This window comes from Roseateles sp. (assembly GCF_039929605.1).
Lineage (GTDB): Bacteria > Pseudomonadota > Gammaproteobacteria > Burkholderiales > Burkholderiaceae_C > Pelomonas.
Genome location: NZ_JBDSQX010000066.1, coordinates 1 through 15830, shown reverse-complemented (window position 1 = coordinate 15830; position 15830 = coordinate 1). Strand labels below are relative to the sequence as shown.

Genomic DNA, 15830 nt, shown 5'->3' with positions numbered 1-15830 from the left:
GCCCCGCAGGGCCGCCTTTTCCTTCGGCAAGGTTTGCCGCTTTTCGCTAGGCCGAGACGCCAAGAAAGAGCGCCATAACCAGGCCACCCAGCAACACGGTGGTAAACAGGCGCTGGCCGACGACGGCGTCAATGGCTTCCAGCGAGCACAGGGCTCGCAGGCTGCCGTCGGACACGGTGCGGCATTGGCGCAGGTGCGCACCAAGGCTTTCCAGATGCTGACGCAGCAAATGATCGGTAGCGCGGGACATCTTGTGCTCCTTCCTGAAGGGTTAGCTTACAACTCTAGGCGCGCCGTCGTGCCTTTGCATCCGGACACGAGCAAAAGTTCGGGTAGGACCACGCCTACTTTGGCTGAGGCAACATGGCGGCCATGACTGCCCACCTGCTGCTCCGCCTCGTCCTTGCGGCTTGCGCCTTGGCAATAGCAGGCAATTCCCATGCCGAGCCGATCAAGGTCGGCTCCAAGCGCTTCACCGAGAGCTATCTGCTCGGTGAGATCGTTAGCCAAACCCTTGCCGGCCAGGGCATTGCCGCCGAGCACCGCCAGGGCCTGGGCAACACCGCCATCCTCGCCACGGCGCTGCAGCAGGGGCAGATCGACCTCTACCCCGAGTACACGGGCACCATCGTGCGCGAGTTGCTCAAGCGCGAGTCCGCCGCCGACGCGCAGGCGCCGCTGGAGCAGATCAACGCCTGGCTCAAACCACTCGGCCTGAAGGCTGCCGTGCCGCTGGGCTTCAACAACAGCTATGCGCTGGCGATGCGCGAGGCCGACGCGGCACGCTTGGGGCTGACGACGCTCTCCGACCTGGCCACCAAGGCGCCCCAGCTCAAGCCTGGCCTGTCCCACGAGTTCATCGCCCGTGCCGACGGCTGGCCGGCGCTGCAGCGCGCCTACGGCCTGACGCTGGAGCCCGGCAGCGGGCTGGACCACGGCCTGGCCTACCAAGCGCTGGCCGGTGGCCAGGTCGACCTCATCGACGTCTACACGACCGACGCCCAACTGGCCCGCCAGCCGGTGCGCGTGCTGCGCGACGACCGCGGTTTCTTCCCCCGCTACGACGCCGTGCTGCTGATGCGCGCGGCGGTGGACGACAAGCCGCTACAAGGCCTGGCTGGCCGCCTGCCCGAGGCACGCATGATCCAGCTCAACGCCGCCGCAGAGCTGGAGAGCCGGCCGTTTGCAGATGTGGCGCGGAGCTTCCTGGAGGCCGCCCCTAGCGCCGCGCAGCCCAACGGCTTCATCGCGCGGCTGCTGGCGCCCGATCTCCCCAAGCTGCTCGCCCAGCATCTGACCCTCGTCCTCGGTTCGCTGGCGCTGGCCGTGGCGGTGGCCGTGCCGCTGGGCATCGCGGCGCATCGCCTGCCGCGCCTGGCCGGGCCGGTCATGGCCACCGTGGGCCTGTTGCAGACGCTGCCCTCGCTGGCGCTGCTGGCCTTCCTGATCGCCATCGTCGGCCGCATCGGCTTCGTGCCGGCGCTGCTGGCCCTGTTCGTCTACGCGCTGCTGCCCATCGTGCGCAACACGCATGCCGGCTTGGCTAGCGTCTCCACGGGGCTGACGCAAGCCGCGCTGGCCCTGGGCCTGACGCGCAGCCAGGCGCTGCGCAGCATCGAGCTGCCGCTGGCCCTGCCGACGCTGATGGCCGGCGTGAAGACTGCAGCCGTCACCAACGTCGGCACCGCGACCGTGGCGGCCTTCGTCGGCGCTGGTGGCCTGGGCGAGCGCATCGTCGCGGGCCTGGCCGTCAACGACAGCGCCTTGATGCTGGCCGGCGCGTTGCCGGCCGCCGCACTGGCCATCGCCGTGCAGCTGGCCTTCGATGCGCTCGAACACAGGGTCATGCCGAACCTGCGCCAAGATGGCATGCAGCGATTGGGAAGTGCCGAGGCATGAACAGAGCGATGCGATCAAGCGTGTGCGCGGGCTGGCTGCTGGTCTCGGCCATGGCCGCCGAGGCCAGCTGCACGCGGCCCATCGAGGTGCCGATGTCGCCCATCGGCCTCAGCGTCACTTTCGACGGCGAACGGGCCGGCGGCATCTATCCCACGCTGCTGCGCGAGCTGGCTGCCACCACGGGCTGCGAGTTCCTGATCAAGCGCGTGCCGCGGGCGCGGCTGCAGAAGATGTTCGAGTCCAGCCAGGCCGACTTGCTGCTGCCCGCGTCCGCCTCGCCGTCGCGCGACGGCGACGGTGAGTTCGTGCCACTGATCCAGGTGCGCGCCAGCCTGCTGACGCTGACCCGCAGCAAGGCGCTGCCGCAATCGCTGGCCGAGTTGATCGCTCAGCCCGGCTTCAAGCTCGCCGTCGTGCGCGGCTTCACTTTCGGCGCGGAGTACGACCGGATGGTGGCGACGCTGCGCGAGCAGAAGCGCCTGATCGAAGAGCCCGATGCCGTTGGTGTGGCGCGCGCGCTGCGCATGGGGCTGGCGCACGGCACCGTCATGGCGGCGTCGATCTTCATCGGCACGCTGGTCAGCGACGCCACCCTTACGCCGCTCATCAAGCAAGTCAGCGTGGACCCGCTGGAAGGCCTCGGCTGGGCGGAAAGTGGCGTCTACCTGTCACGCCATTCGCTCGCCGAGGCCGACCGCCGCACGCTGCGCCTGGCCTTCGCGCAAATGGCCAAGACCGGGCGGCTGTGGCAGCTGTTCGTCGACATGTACCCGCCGGGCAGCCTGGGGGTCAGCATCCGGCCCTACTGACGGCACTCGGCACGTAACGGCGTCACGGAATCCGGTAGAACGGATTAGGCAGAAGAAAGGCCTTCTCGGCGTAGCCGCCGGCGAGGTCGCTGGGCTGGTCGCCCATCGTCGCGAGGACCTGGTAGCCCTGCATGACGATGCGGGCACGCTCCCCGGCCTTGAAGCTCGCGGCTGAAAACGCGCTGTGCGTGCCGTCCGGCCGCAGCACCACGCCGGCCCAGCCGTCGTAGCCGGCGCTGCGCAGGTTGGCCTCGGTAACAGCGCGCTCGGCCTCCTTGCGGCCGGTGATGAAGAACACCGCCACGCCGGCGCTGCGCGCCGCCTTGTAGAGCTTGAGCGTTGCGGCAACGGCGGGCGCGCGGCCTTGCGCGTCCCACGCCAGCGCGCCACAGGCCGTGCCAGGCGCGGCCGCGCAGTCGCCGTTGACGATGTAGCCGAAGTCGTTCTGGGCCATCTGCGCCCAGTTGTCCAGCGAGGTCTCGTCGATGTCGAGCACCAGCGCCGGTTTGGCGACCTGCTTGGCGCGCGCCAGCACGTAGGCGGAGGCAGCGTCGGCGGCCTCGGCCTGGTCACGTGCGTAGCCACCCTCGTGATAGGCCTTGAACTGGGCCTTCAGCTCGCCCAGGTTGGTGGTGGGTTGCAGGCCCTTCTCGGCATGGAGCCAGTGCGTGGTGGCGGCGGGCGCAGGGCAGGCGCCCGGCGCGAAGCTCTCGTTGAGCAGGCGGGCCAGGCGCACGCCGCCGAGCGCGAGTTGCTGGTCCAGCACGGGCAGCACGGCGGCGTAGTAGGCGTCGTCGATGCTGCCATCGGCGGGAATGAGCTGGTCGTTCCAGATCAGTTCGCCCACGGCGTGTGACTGGATGGCCCAGTCGGCGGGCTGGTCGGCGCCGCTCTTCAAGTCGAAGTCTTGCGTGGCCAACAGCGTCTTCTCCAGGCGGTCGACATAGGCGCCCCAGTCCCAGACCGTGCGGCGGATGAGGCCCGAGTCCCACAGCGAATGCAGGTTGCCGCTCTCCAGCGCGCAGGCACCCTTGCAGGTCTGGCCATGCAGGCTGCCATGCACCTTGAAGCCGTTGCCGCCTTCCAGGTCACCCGTGGCGTGCAGGGGCTGGTGCAGGTCGCCCACGAAGTGCACGACGTAGCGCAGCGCTTCGCGCCGGGCCTCCTCCGTCGGGCCGCAGCGCAGGTTCTGCTGGGCGCGGCGCAGGGCGTTGACGATGCAGTCCCCCTTCTCCGTCGGCGCGCAGTGGGCCTTCTCGTCGTAGTCGTGCACGCCACGCGGGATGTCGACGAAATGCAGGTTGAAGTCGCTCTTGCGCTCGCCGCGCACGTCGTCGGCCCAGCTGGCCACCGAGGCCAGGCTGGCGCCAGACTGCAGCTTGGCAACGCCGGCAGCAGCGGCGGGCGTGAGCCGGCGCTGCGCGATCTCGGCGACGATGGAATGGCCCTCCTGCCCCCACGCATGGCACCACGTCGGCATGAGGGCGAGCGCGGCGATGGCGCCGAGGCGGCGAAACAGAATCAGGTGGGGTGCGCTCATGACGTGGGGCCGGCGGAAAACCGGCTAGTTTGCACCGCTGCGGCCGGAGCGGCGGGAAGTCAGCGACCCCATTTGCCTCAGCTTTGACTCAAGCTGCGGTAGATCTCGACGTAACGCTGCGCCGCCTCGTCCCACCCGAAGCGCTGCCCCATCGCCGCCTTTCGCACCCGCGCCCAGTACTCGGGCCGGCTCCACAGCGCGAACGCCCGCCGCAGCGCACGGCGGTAGGCGTCGGCCGTGAAGGCGTTGAAGACAAAGCCGGTGGCGGTGCCGGCGGCGAGGTCTTCGAGCGTCGTGTCGACAACCGTGTCGCCGAGGCCGCCGACGCGGTGGACCAGCGGCAACGCGCCGTAGCTCAGGCCGTAGAGCTGCGTCAGGCCGCAGGGCTCGAAGCGGCTGGGCACCAGCACCACGTCGCTACCGGCGTAAATGCGGTGGGCCAGACCTTCGTCCATGCCGGTGCGGCGGGCGATCTGGGCGGGATGCCGGGCGGCTGCGTCGCCAAAGGCGGCATCCAGGCGGGCATCACCGCTGCCGAGGATGACGAGCTGGCCACCCGCGTCGATCAGGTCGTTCAGCGCTTCAAGCACCAGTGGCAGGCCCTTCTGCTCGGTGAGGCGGCTGACGATGCCGAAGACCGGCACGTCGGGCGTCACGGGGAGGCCGAATTCGCGTTGCAGCGCGGCCTTGCAGGCGGCCTTGCCGCTCGCGTCGCCGACATGGAAGCGGGCCGCGATGGCGTGATCGTTTTCCGGCGACCAGATGCCATAGTCGACGCCGTTCAGGATGCCGTGCAGCACGCCCGCGCGGTGACGCAGCAGGCCGTCGAGGCCGCAGCCCTGCTCGGCGGTCTGGATCTCTTTCGCGTAGGTCGGGCTGACCGTGGTGATCGCGTCCGCGAACTGCAGGCCGGCCTTCATGAAGCTGACCTGGCCATAGAACTCCAGGCCCTCGACGGCGTAGTGCGTGGGCGGCAGGCCGAGCTCGCTGAACTTGTCGGCGGCGAACAGGCCCTGGTAGGCGAGGTTGTGCACGGTGAAGACGCTCCGTGCCTCGGTGCGGCGGCGCGAGCGGCTGGCGTTCACATGCGCGCAGGCCAGGCCCGCATGCCAGTCGTGGGCATGGACGATGTCCGGCCGCCAGGACGGGTCCACGCCCTCGGCCAGGCGCGCGGCGGCCAGGCCGAGCAGCGCGAAGCGGCGGTGGTTGTCGGCGTAGGCCACGCCGGCTGCGTCGGCGTAGGGGTTGCCGGGGCGGTCGAACAGGCCGGGCGCGTCGAGCACATACACAGGCACGTCAAAGCCCGGCAGACGGCCGCGCAACAAGGCCGCCCTGCCCTCGCTCCAGGGCAGCGCCACGGGGGCAACGGCGCATTCGTGGTTCAGCGCATCGCGGATGGCGGGGAAGCCGGGCACGAGCAGGCGGGGTTCGGCGCCGGCCGCCATCAACGCCGCCGGCAGCGCGCCGGCCACGTCGGCTAGGCCGCCAGTCTTCAGCAGCGGAAACAGCTCCGCGCTGACCTGGAGAACACGCGTCACAGCCTGGCCAGCATCTGCTTCGTGATGAGCACGACCCCGTTCTCCGTGCGTTCGAAGCGGGCCGCGTCCAAAGCCGCGTCTTCACCGACGACGAGGCCGTCGGGGATCTCGCAGGCGCGGTCGACGATGACCTTGGTCAGGCGGCAGTGGCGGCCGAGGCTGACGCCGGGCAGCAGCACGCTCTGGTGCACGTTGCAGAAGGAGCGGATGCGCACGTTGTTGAACAGCACCGACGACACGACGTGCGAGCCCGAGACGATGCAGCCGGCGCTGACGATGGCGTTTACCGTCATGCCGTGCATGCCGTTGTGGTCGGGGATGAACTTGGCGGGCGGCAGCTGGCGCTGGTAGGTCCAGATGGGCCAGTCGGTGTCGTAGATGTCGAGTTCGGGGCTGATGGAGGCGAGGTCGAGGTTGGCGGCCCAGAATGCGTCGAGCGTGCCGACGTCGCGCCAGTAGGGCGTGGCGCCGTTGGGGTTGCTGATGCAGCTCATGCCGAACGGGTGGGCGACGGCGCGGTCTTCGGCCACGATCTTGGGGACCACATCCTTGCCGAAGTCGTGGCTGGAATTCGGGTCGGCCAGGTCCTCGGCGAGCATGCGGTAGAGGTAGTCGGCGTTGAAGATGTAGATGCCCATGCTGGCCAGGCAGACGCTGTCGCTGCCGGGCATGGTGGGCGGGTCGGCGGGCTTTTCCAGGAAGGACGTGATGTGGCGCTCGCCGTCCACGGCCATGACGCCGAAAGCCGTGGCCTCGGCCTTGGCCACCTCGATGCAGCCCACGGTGCAACCCGCGCCAGTGGCGACGTGGTCGGCCAGCATGTTGGAGTAGTCCATCTTGTAGACGTGATCCCCCGCCAGCACGACGATGTACTCGGCGCCGGTGCTCTGGATGATGTCCAGGTTCTGATACACGGCGTCGGCGGTGCCGCGGTACCAGCTGTCTTCATCCACGCGCTGCTGGGCGGGCATCAGGTCGACGGTTTCGTTCAGCTCGGCGCGCAGGAAGCTCCAGCCGCGCTGGATGTGGCGCAAGAGCGAGTGGCTTTTGTACTGCGTGACCACGCCGATGCGACGGATGCCGCTGTTGACGCAGTTGCTGAGGGCGAAGTCGATGATGCGGAACTTGCCGCCGAAGTAGACGGCCGGTTTGGCGCGCGAATCGGTGAGCTGCTTCAGGCGTGAGCCGCGGCCGCCGGCCAGGACGAGGGCGATGGCACGGCGGGACAGCTGATGCGGCGAAAGTGCGATGGGGGGCATGGGACGACTGCAAGTGACGGGCTGCCTCCAGTCTGCTTGGGCGACCGGCCTGCCGCCAGGGGAATTCCCCGCAAAACTACACCGTGCCGGGCTGAATCATGACGCTGACCGGCCGGGCAGAAGCACACCGAGCCATGGGCGCCAAGCAGCACCGCCACTTCCGGGTGGAAGGGCCTCGCCTTCAAGCGGACGCCGTCGCCGCCTGCGCCAGCGCGCGCTCGAAGGCGCTGCGGCTGGGCGTCTCGACGAAGACGCAGCGCTTGCCGTGGCGCTTGCAGTGGTCTTTCACGCGCCAGTAGGCGTCGTGGCTGATGCAGCCGGTCTGGCAGATGACGAGGTCGGCCGCCGCGAGCTGCGGCTCCAGCTGGGCCGGCTTGTGCTCGTCGCCGCCGTCGTGATGAAGGAACTGCGCGCCGCAGCCCTCCACGGCCTGGCGGTACTGCGGCACGCTGCCGCCCCGGCCGCCCACGCATAGGATGACGCGATGCTCCAGCCGGACCGGCTCGGCCACGAGCGCGGGCTCGACGGGCTCCGCGGCCTTGGGCGGCTCGGCCACCATCGGCACGCGCGCGCTCAGGCGGCTCGCTTCACGCTGCAGCGCCTGGTTGCGTTCGATCTGCTCGGCCAGACGCTCCATCAATGCCTCGCGCTCCGGCAGGTCGGGCCGCGCCGCCTGCCAGCACTGCAACTGCTCCTGCGCCTGCGCGAGCTGGGTCTGCAGGCTGATCTGCGCGGCACGCAGCTGCATGCGCTCCTGTTCCCAGGCCTGCTGCTCGCGGGCACGGTCCTGGCTCCAGGCCGTCACGCGCTGCTGCACCTCGCCGTAGTCACGCGCCAGGGCGTGATGCTCGGCGGACAGCTCGCGGTGGGCAGCCAAGTCGACGCGCTGCGCGGCGCCGACCTGGTGCTGCAGCATGTGCACTTGGCCCAGCACGCGCATCTCCAGCCATTCGTCGCAACGCGCATGCGTGAGCGTGGCCCACAGCGCGCCGGCGATCTCGCTCTGGGCCGCGCGGTTGCGCCACCAGGTCATCAGCGTGTCGCGGCACTTGGCCTGGGCAACGCTTCGCAGGTCCAGCGAGAAGCGCTGCTCGAGGTCCTTCTGCAGCGCCTCGGCCACCGCGTTGCGGCGCGCGGCGGCGGTAACGAGGCTGCAGTGCAGCGTGTAGTCGTCCTCATCGCCCTGCAGCACGAGCAGCTTCCTGGCCAGCACGCGCACGCGCTCCAGCGGCACGCAGACGCCGATGACGGGGCAATGCGCGTGGCTGCCCAGCTCCCAGAGGCGGCGGCGGCGCGAGCCGGCAGGGAGGGCAGGTGGCGCGGCATGCGCGGCGCAGCAGGGCTCGGCCATTCGAAGGCTTTCGGGAATGGCGCGGGCGGGCGGCGGCTGGCTGGCGCGGGGGAGGTCGAAAAAGACGGCTTACTTGGTCAGGATCAGCTTGCCCAGAGACGTGACGCGCAACCGGTAGACCTGCTGCCGATGCACGATGTGGACCTCGCCGCGCGGGCCGAGCAGCGTGGCGCTGTCGATGTGACGGGGCTGGCTTGCGCCAAGGCTCACCGCCGCAGGCTGAACTGACGCCTGAGCGAGCGCTGGGGGCAGATTGGGGTCAACAAGCATGATTCCACTGTAATGAGAATCATTCTCGATTGCAAGCCTGTCGATGTCCCTCGTGCCCGCGACGGCTCAGCCGCGCTGGCGTTCGCTCTCGTAGAGGCAGATCGCGGCCGCTGCAGCCACGTTCAGCGATTCCTCGCCACCCGGCTGAGGGATGCCGACGGTGAGCGCGCAGCGCGCCATCAGCGCCGGGGACACGCCCTGCCCTTCGTGGCCCATGACCCAGGCGCAGGGCGAGGGCAGCGAGACGCGGTGCAGCTGATGCTCGGTGTGCGAGCTGGTGGCGACCATCGGCACCGCCAGCGCCGCGAGGTCGTCCGCCACCAGGCCCTCGACGAGACGCAGGCCGAAGTGCGCGCCCTGCCCCGCGCGCATCACCTTCGGCGACCACAGCGCCGCCGTGCCCTTGATGGCCAGCACCTGCCGCACGCCAAACGCAGCCGCGCTACGCAGGATGGCGCCGACGTTGCCGGCGTCCTGCAGGCGGTCCAGCACGACGCTTGCTGCGTGCGGATCGATGGCGGGCACCACGGGCAACGTGAGCTCCGCGCCGATCTGCGCCGGCGACTCCAAGCCGCTCAAGCCCTTGAACAGCGCCACCGGCACGACCAGCGCACGCGGCGCAGATTCAGCCAGGGCGCTCAAGGCCGCGTCCTGCATCGCACCCTCGGTGATGACGATGAGCGCTGGCTGCCAGCCTCGCTGCAGTGCGGCGCGCAGCAGATGGTCGCCTTCGATCCACACACTGCCGATCTTGCGGTAGCCGCTGGCGTCGGCACTCAGCTTGCGCAGGCGCACCAGGGCCGGGTTGTCGCGCGAGGTGATGTGGTCGAGCTTCATGCCAGCGGGTTGATCGTCACGTCCACGCAGACCTCACCAGCCGGCGACGGGCCGTCCCGAGGCGGCTGAGCCCCCTCGGGAGGCAGCGGCGTACTCGGCGCGTGGGGGCAGTCTCTGACCGGCGCAAAGCTGCGGCGGTGCCAGGGGCTGGCGCCATGAGCCTTTAGCGCGGCCAGGTGCTCGCGTGTGCTATAGCCCTTGTGTTTGGCAAAGCCGTACTGCGGATAGCTCTCATGCATCTGCTCGCAGAACAGGTCGCGCGCCACCTTGGCAAGGATGCTCGCCGCCGAGATGGCCTGCACCTTCGCATCGCCCTTGACGATGGCCTCGGCCGCCATCGACAGTACTGGCACACGATTACCGTCAACTCGCACCAGCGCCGGCCTGAGCCTGAGGCCCGTCACCGCGCGCTGCATGGCCAGCATGGTGGCCTGCAGGATGTTGATGCGGTCGATCTCCTCGGGCGACGCCTGGGCAATGCTGCAGCACAGTGCCTTGGCGCGGATTTCATCAAACAGCCGCGCGCGTTTGGCGGCCGTCAACACCTTGGAGTCGGCCAGGCCCTTGATGGGTTGCAGGTCGTCCAGGATGACGGCGGCGGCGAACACCGGCCCGGCCAGCGGGCCACGCCCGGCCTCGTCCACACCGGCGATGAGGCCGATCGTGGGGTTCCAGTCCAGGCTGACCTGTTTAGGGGCTGTTGGCATATGAATCGTCCCCACGCTGGGGCGGCCAAGGGTGCAGAGCTAGGCGCAGACCGCAGCCCAGGCTGGCCGCCTGGGCAAGGGCTGCAACAACGCGCTGCGCCCTTGGCCGCCCCAGCCCGAAGGGTGAGGCCCCGCCCAGGGCCCACTCGTTGTTGCAAGTACTCGCCGGGTACCCGACCCGGCTCCGCCTTGCGCCTAGATTGGGCCCTGGGCGGGGCCTCACGTGGGGACGATTCATATGCCAACAGCCCCTGCACCAATGAGCGTCGCGATGGCATCACTGGCGCGCTGTGCGGTGTCTTGCCGCAGCAGCTCGTGGAGTTGGACAAAGCGCTGGTGCAGCGCGGCGCAGCGCGGCGCATCGGCGAGCAGGGCCTCGGCCTCGCGGGCCAGGTTCTCGGGCGTGCAGGCGTGCTGGATCAGCTCGGGCACCAAGAACTCGCGCGCCAGGATGTTGGGCAGGCCCACCCAGGGCAGCAGGCCCCGGCCCTTCATGCGCCACCAGTTCAGCGCATTCATGCGGTAGGCGATGACCATCGGCCGCTTGAACAGCGCGGCCTCCAGCGTGGCCGTGCCGCTGGCCACCAGCGTCAGGTCGCAGGCGGCGAGTGCGGCGTGGGACTGGCCGTCGACGAGCTGGATGTCCGCGCCGCCCACCAAGGGTTCGACCAGGCCACGCAGGCCCGGCACCACGGGCATGACGAAGCGCCGGCCCGGCTTGGCCAGCAGCCGCGCCGCACCAACCAACGCGGGCGCGATGTAGTTGATCTCGCTCTTGCGGCTGCCGGGCAGCAGCGCGATGACGGTGTCGCCTTCGGGCAGTTGCAAGGCCTCACGCGAAACCGCACGCGGCGGCTCCATCGGAATGGCATCAGCCAACGGATGGCCCACGTAGGTCGCGCCGATGCCGGCCTTGTGCAGCATCTCGGGCTCGAAGGGGAACAGGCACAGCACGTGGTCGGCCGCGCGCCTGATGGTCTCGATGCGCTCGGGCCGCCAGGCCCAGATGGACGGACAGACGAAGTGGACCGTCTTGATGCCCGCCTCGCGCAGCCGCGTCTCCAGGCCGAAGTTGAAGTCGGGCGCGTCCACGCCGATGAAGACGTCGGGCCGGTTCGAGATGAGGCGCGTGCCGAGCTGCTTGCGGATCGACAGCAGCTCGCGGATGTTCAGCAGCGCGTCGACGTAGCCGAAGATGGACAGCTTGCTGTGCGGCCACCAAGTCTCGAAGCCCTGCGCCATCATCTTCGGCCCGCCGATGCCTTCGCTGCTAAGCGCCGGCCAGCGCGCACGCAGGCCCTGCAGCAGCAGACCGGCCAGCAGATCGCCGCTGGCCTCGCCGGCCACCATGCCGAGGCGGGGCGCGGTCTGCATGCCGGTCAGCGAACAATGCCGCGCATGGAGGCGGCGAGAAAGTTCAGCATCAGGTCGATGTCGCCGTCTGCGGCACCGCTGTCGCTGCCACGCAGCGCCGCGATGCCCGCCTTGGCCTCGTCCAGCGTGTGCCCGCTGCGGTAGAGCAGCTTGTATATCTGGCGGATCACGCCGATGCGCTCACTGCTGAAATCGCGGCGCTTGAGGCCGACGATGTTGACGGCCCGCGCCGCCAGCGGGTTGCCGTCCACGGTCATGAACGGCGGCACGTCCTGGGCCACGTGGGCCTGGAAGCCGATCATGGCGTGGTCGCCGATGCGCATGCGCTGCAGGATGCCCGTCAGCCCGCCGATGGTGACCCAGTCGCCCACCCGCACATGGCCCGCAAGCGTGGCGTTATTGGCCAGCACGCATTCGTTGCCGATGACGACGTCGTGGGCCAGGTGGCAGTAGGCCATGATCCAGTTGTCGTTGCCCACCGTCGTCTCGCCACGGTCCTGGACCGTGCCGATATTCAGCGTGCAGAACTCGCGGATGGTGTTGCGGTCGCCGATGACCAGCTTCGTCGGCTCGCCGGCGTACTTCTTGTCCTGGTTGGGCGCGCCGATGGAGCTGAACTGGAAGAAGCTGTTGTCGCGCCCGATGGTCGTGTGCCCGTCGATGACGACGTGCGGGCCGACCTTGGTGCCGGCGCCGATCTTCACGTGCGGGCCGATCAGCGTGTAAGCGCCGACCTCGACCGACGAGTCCAACTCGGCGGCCGGGTCGACTATTGCCGTCGGGTGGATGTTCATGCGCGTGAGCTCACGCCGGGATCTTTCGCATCGTGCACATCAGCTGCGCCTCGGCGGCCAACTGCTCGCCCACCAGCGCGCGGCCGGTGAACTTGTAGACGCCGGCCTTGGCGCGGTCCAGCGTGACGTCGAGGATGAGCTGGTCGCCCGGCTCGATGGGGCGCTTGAAGCGGGCGTTGTCGATGCCGGCGAAGTACACGACGGAGTTCTCGTCCAGCACCGTGTCCGTGCTGGCCAGCGCCAGCAAGGTGGCCGCCTGCGCCATGGCTTCGAGCACGAGCACGCCGGGCATGACCGGGCGGTGTGGAAAGTGACCGAGGAAGAAGGGCTCGTTGATCGAGACGTTCTTGAACGCGCGGATGCGCTCGCCCTTGATGACCTCGACGACGCGATCCACCAGCAGGATGGGGTAGCGATGCGGCAGGCGCCTGAGGATTTCGTGGATGTCCATCGTGATCGGGGTCGCCATCTTCGTTGTCTCAGTCATTTCTTTTCCAGCGCGCGCACACGCTCTCTCAAGGTATGGAGTTGGCGCAGCGTCGCTGCATTCTTTTGCCAGCTCGAATTTTCTTCGAAGGGATAGGGGCCGCTGTAGACACCCGGCTCGCCGATGCTGCGCGTGACGGTGGTGGCGGCCGAAATGTGCACGCCGTCGACGAAGGTCAGGTGGCCAACGATGTTGGCCGCGCCGCCGATGGTGCAGTTAGCGCCGATGCGCGTCGAGCCCGCCACGGCCGCACAGCCGGCCATGGCCGTGTTGCGGCCGATGTGCACGTTGTGGGCGATCTGGATCAGGTTGTCGAGCTTGACGCCGTCCTCGATCACCGTGTCGGCCAGCGCGCCGCGGTCGACCGTGGTGTTGGCGCCGATGTCGACGTCGTCGCCGATCATCACGCGCCCGGTCTGCGGGATCTTGATGTAGACGCCCTTCTCGTTGGCGAAGCCGAAACCGTCGGTGCCGATGACGGCGCCCGAGTGGATGATGCCGCGCGCGCCAATCTGGCAGTAGGCGTGGAAGGTGACGTTGGCGAAGAAGTGCGTGCCCTCGCCGACGACCGCCTCGCGCCCGATGTAGCAGCCGGCGTCGATGACGGCGTGTTCGCCGATGACCGCGCCCGCCTCCACCACCACCTTCGGTCCGATGTGGGCCGTGGCGGCGATCCGCGCGCCCTCGCCGATGAAGGCGGTCGGGTGCACGCCCGCCGGCGGCACGATGGCCGTCAGCGAGTGGAAATACTGCGCCGCCCTGGCGAAGTACACATACGGGTTCGGGGTGACGATGCGCGCGCCGGTGTAGCCGGCGGCGATGAATTCGTCATCGGCGGGCGAGACGATCAATGCCGCCGCCGCCGTCCCCAGCGCCTGTGCGCGCAGTTTGCTGTTGCTCAGAAAGCTGATGTGCGAAACGCCGGCGTCCGTCAATGGCGCGATCCCGGTCACTTCCAGGTTCGCGTCCCCCATCAACTGCCCGCCGAAGCGTTCGACCAATTCTCCCAGTCGAGTGCCCATCGGGGTATCCAATCTTGTGTGATTTATTTGTCTTTATCGAGCGCCGCCAGCACCTTGTCGGTGATGTCGATGCGGGGGCTCGCCCATACCGCGTCCTGCAGCACGATGTCGAAGCCTTCCACGTTGGCCATCTGGCGGATGATCTTGGTGGCGCGGTCCGAGATGGCCTGGCGCTCCTCGTTGGTGCGCTGGCTCAGGTCCTCGCGGAACTCGCGCTGGCGGCGCTGGTATTCCTTGTCGAGCTCGAACACGTCGCGCTGGCGCTTGACGCGGTCGGCCTCGGACAGCGCCGGCGCTTCCTTCTCCAGCTTGTCGGAGGCCGTCTTCAGCCGCCCGGCCATCTCCTGCATGGCCTTCTCGCGGCTCTTGAACTCCTCCTGCAGCTTCTCGCTGGCCAGCTTGGCCAGCTTCGATTCGTTGTAGATGCGCTCGGGGCTGAGCCAGGCGATGCGCGAGGCCGAGGTCTGGGCCTGCACCGGCGCCAATGCACTCCATCCCAGCGCGAGCACGGCGAGATATTTGGTCAATGTAACGGATGCAGTCTTCAACTTGTTTCTCCGAGGTAAATATTAATGCCGTACTCTGTTAAAACCGGGAACCGCATCAGAAGCCGCTGCCCATCTGGAACTGGAAGCGCTCCAGGCGGTCGCCTTCCTTGGCGTTCAGAGGCTTAGCATAACTCAACTTGAGCGGACCGACCGGGGAAATCCAGCTGATGCCCAGGCCGGCCGAATAGCGCAGCTGCTGCAGGCGCATCTTCTCGCCTTCCTGGTACACCTGGCCGCCGTCGACGAAGCCGAACCAGCGCAGGCTGCGGTCCTGGCCCGAACCGGGGAACGGCAGCTGCAGCTCGGCGTTGCCGATCAGGCGCGAGGCGCCGCCCAGCGCGTCGCCGTAGCGCGGATCGACCGCGCCCAGCGAGGAGCTCAGGTAGCCGCGCACCGAACCGATGCCGCCGCCGTAGAAGTTCTTGAACACCGGGTACGAGCTGTCGCGCAAACCGCGGCCGTAATCGACCTCGCCCTTCAACGCCAGCGTCACCTTCGAGAACAGCGGCTTGTACCACTGCTGTTCGTAGACCGCGCGGTAGTACTTCTGCTGGCCGATAATGTCCAGTTCCAGGTTGACGCGCTGGTAGCGGCCAACCGTTGGCGTCAGCGCCGAATCGCGGCTATCGCGCGCCCACGCCATCGTCAGCGGCACCGCGTTGGTCCGGGCGCTGCCGATGCCGCTCTGGATGCCGGTGATGTCGCGTACGTACTGCTGGAAGCGGGTCGGCGACGAGGCATCGGTCTCGATGGTCGAGCGTTCCAGGCCGATGCCGAAGAACACCGTGTCGACTTCGGAGAATGGCACGCCGTAGCTCACGCGCCCGCCCTGCTGCTTGATCGTGTAGTAACCGGTGTTGAGCGCCGGCGGTTTCATCGTGCGCAGATAGATCTCGTACGAGCGCGAGACGCCGTCGTCGGTGTAATACGGGTCGGTCTGCGAGAACGAGATCGTGCGGCTGTACTTGGACGTGTTCAGTTCCATGCCGACGGTGGTGCCCGAGCCGGCGAAGTTGGCCTGCTGGATCGCCGCCTGGAAGGTGAACTTCTCGGACTGCGAGAACGCGCCGCCGATCTGGAAGTTACCGGTCGGCTTTTCGACCACGGTCAGGTTGACGTCGACCTGGTCGGAGGTGCCCTGCGCCTCCGGCGTGTCGATGGTCACGTCCTTGAAGTAGCCCAGGCGGTCGACGCGGTCGCGTGACAGCTTGATCTTGTTGGCGTCGTACCACGACGACTCGAACTGGCGGAACTCGCGGCGAATCACCTCGTCGCGCGAGGTGGTGTTGCCGGCGATGTTCATGTGGCGCACGTAGGCGCGCTTGCCCGGATCGATGAAGAAGGTGAACGCCACTTCGCGCTTGTCGCGGTTGATGTCCGGATTGGCGTTGACGT

Annotated in this window: 16 protein-coding genes; 2 read left to right on the top strand and 14 right to left on the bottom strand. The window is 68.4% G+C overall.

Features of this window, described 5'->3' with window-relative positions:
• Window positions 1–46: 46 nt before the first annotated feature.
• Window positions 47–250, bottom strand: a complete 204-nt coding sequence (locus tag ABIS05_RS09170) for a hypothetical protein (RefSeq protein WP_348009452.1) — start codon at window positions 248–250, stop codon at window positions 47–49.
• A 113-nt stretch (window positions 251–363) separates the two neighbouring features.
• Here ABIS05_RS09170 and ABIS05_RS09165 point away from each other — a divergent pair, with 113 nt between their 5' ends.
• The gene (locus tag ABIS05_RS09165) at window positions 364–1899 is read left to right on the top strand and encodes a glycine betaine ABC transporter substrate-binding protein (RefSeq protein ID WP_407074817.1); all 1536 of its coding nucleotides are present in this window, start codon (window positions 364–366) and stop codon (window positions 1897–1899) included.
• A gap of 8 nt (window positions 1900–1907) precedes the next feature.
• Window positions 1908–2708 (top strand): hypothetical protein, encoded by an 801-nt coding sequence (locus ABIS05_RS09160; protein WP_348009450.1) that lies wholly within the window; start codon window positions 1908–1910, stop codon window positions 2706–2708.
• 22 nt (window positions 2709–2730) lie between these two features.
• Here the strand turns inward: ABIS05_RS09160 and ABIS05_RS09155 are convergent, their stop codons facing one another.
• The 13 genes from ABIS05_RS09155 to bamA all read right to left on the bottom strand — a co-directional run.
• Complete coding sequence (locus ABIS05_RS09155; protein WP_348009449.1) at window positions 2731–4248, bottom strand: S1/P1 nuclease; 1518 nt, start codon at window positions 4246–4248, stop codon at window positions 2731–2733.
• A gap of 77 nt (window positions 4249–4325) precedes the next feature.
• Complete coding sequence (gene glgA, locus ABIS05_RS09150) at window positions 4326–5786, bottom strand: glycogen synthase GlgA (protein WP_348009448.1); 1461 nt, start codon at window positions 5784–5786, stop codon at window positions 4326–4328.
• Window positions 5783–7045, bottom strand: coding sequence for a glucose-1-phosphate adenylyltransferase (glgC, locus tag ABIS05_RS09145; protein WP_348009447.1), 1263 nt, complete (start codon window positions 7043–7045; stop codon window positions 5783–5785). The genes glgA and glgC overlap by 4 nt, the downstream gene beginning before the upstream one ends.
• A 181-nt stretch (window positions 7046–7226) precedes the next feature.
• Window positions 7227–8396, bottom strand: a complete 1170-nt coding sequence (locus ABIS05_RS09140) for a DUF2325 domain-containing protein (RefSeq protein WP_348009446.1) — start codon at window positions 8394–8396, stop codon at window positions 7227–7229.
• A 69-nt stretch (window positions 8397–8465) separates the two neighbouring features.
• Window positions 8466–8606 (bottom strand): hemin uptake protein HemP, encoded by a 141-nt coding sequence (hemP, locus tag ABIS05_RS09135; protein ID WP_348009445.1) that lies wholly within the window; start codon window positions 8604–8606, stop codon window positions 8466–8468.
• Between the two features lie 126 nt (window positions 8607–8732).
• A complete protein-coding gene (locus ABIS05_RS09130; RefSeq protein ID WP_348009444.1) occupies window positions 8733–9503 on the bottom strand; it encodes an RNA methyltransferase in 771 nt (256 codons plus the stop codon).
• Window positions 9500–10210 carry a ribonuclease HII gene (gene rnhB / locus ABIS05_RS09125; protein WP_348009443.1) on the bottom strand — a complete coding sequence of 237 codons (711 nt, stop codon included), beginning with the start codon at window positions 10208–10210 and terminating at the stop codon, window positions 9500–9502. The genes ABIS05_RS09130 and rnhB overlap by 4 nt, the downstream gene beginning before the upstream one ends.
• Before the next feature lie 234 nt (window positions 10211–10444).
• Window positions 10445–11584, bottom strand: coding sequence for a lipid-A-disaccharide synthase (gene lpxB, locus ABIS05_RS09120; protein WP_348009442.1), 1140 nt, complete (start codon window positions 11582–11584; stop codon window positions 10445–10447).
• Between the two features lie 5 nt (window positions 11585–11589).
• A complete protein-coding gene (gene lpxA, locus ABIS05_RS09115) occupies window positions 11590–12378 on the bottom strand; it encodes an acyl-ACP--UDP-N-acetylglucosamine O-acyltransferase (protein WP_348009441.1) in 789 nt (262 codons plus the stop codon).
• A 10-nt stretch (window positions 12379–12388) separates the two neighbouring features.
• Window positions 12389–12865, bottom strand: a complete 477-nt coding sequence (fabZ, locus tag ABIS05_RS09110; protein ID WP_348009440.1) for a 3-hydroxyacyl-ACP dehydratase FabZ — start codon at window positions 12863–12865, stop codon at window positions 12389–12391.
• Window positions 12862–13887 carry a UDP-3-O-(3-hydroxymyristoyl)glucosamine N-acyltransferase gene (gene lpxD, locus ABIS05_RS09105; protein ID WP_348009439.1) on the bottom strand — a complete coding sequence of 342 codons (1026 nt, stop codon included), beginning with the start codon at window positions 13885–13887 and terminating at the stop codon, window positions 12862–12864. The genes fabZ and lpxD overlap by 4 nt, the downstream gene beginning before the upstream one ends.
• Before the next feature lie 23 nt (window positions 13888–13910).
• On the bottom strand, window positions 13911–14435 hold the full coding sequence (locus ABIS05_RS09100) for an OmpH family outer membrane protein (RefSeq protein WP_348009438.1): 525 nt from the start codon (window positions 14433–14435) through the stop codon (window positions 13911–13913).
• A 55-nt stretch (window positions 14436–14490) separates the two neighbouring features.
• The coding region (gene bamA, locus ABIS05_RS09095; protein WP_348009437.1) for an outer membrane protein assembly factor BamA at window positions 14491–15830 on the bottom strand (1340 nt) is incomplete at its 5' end.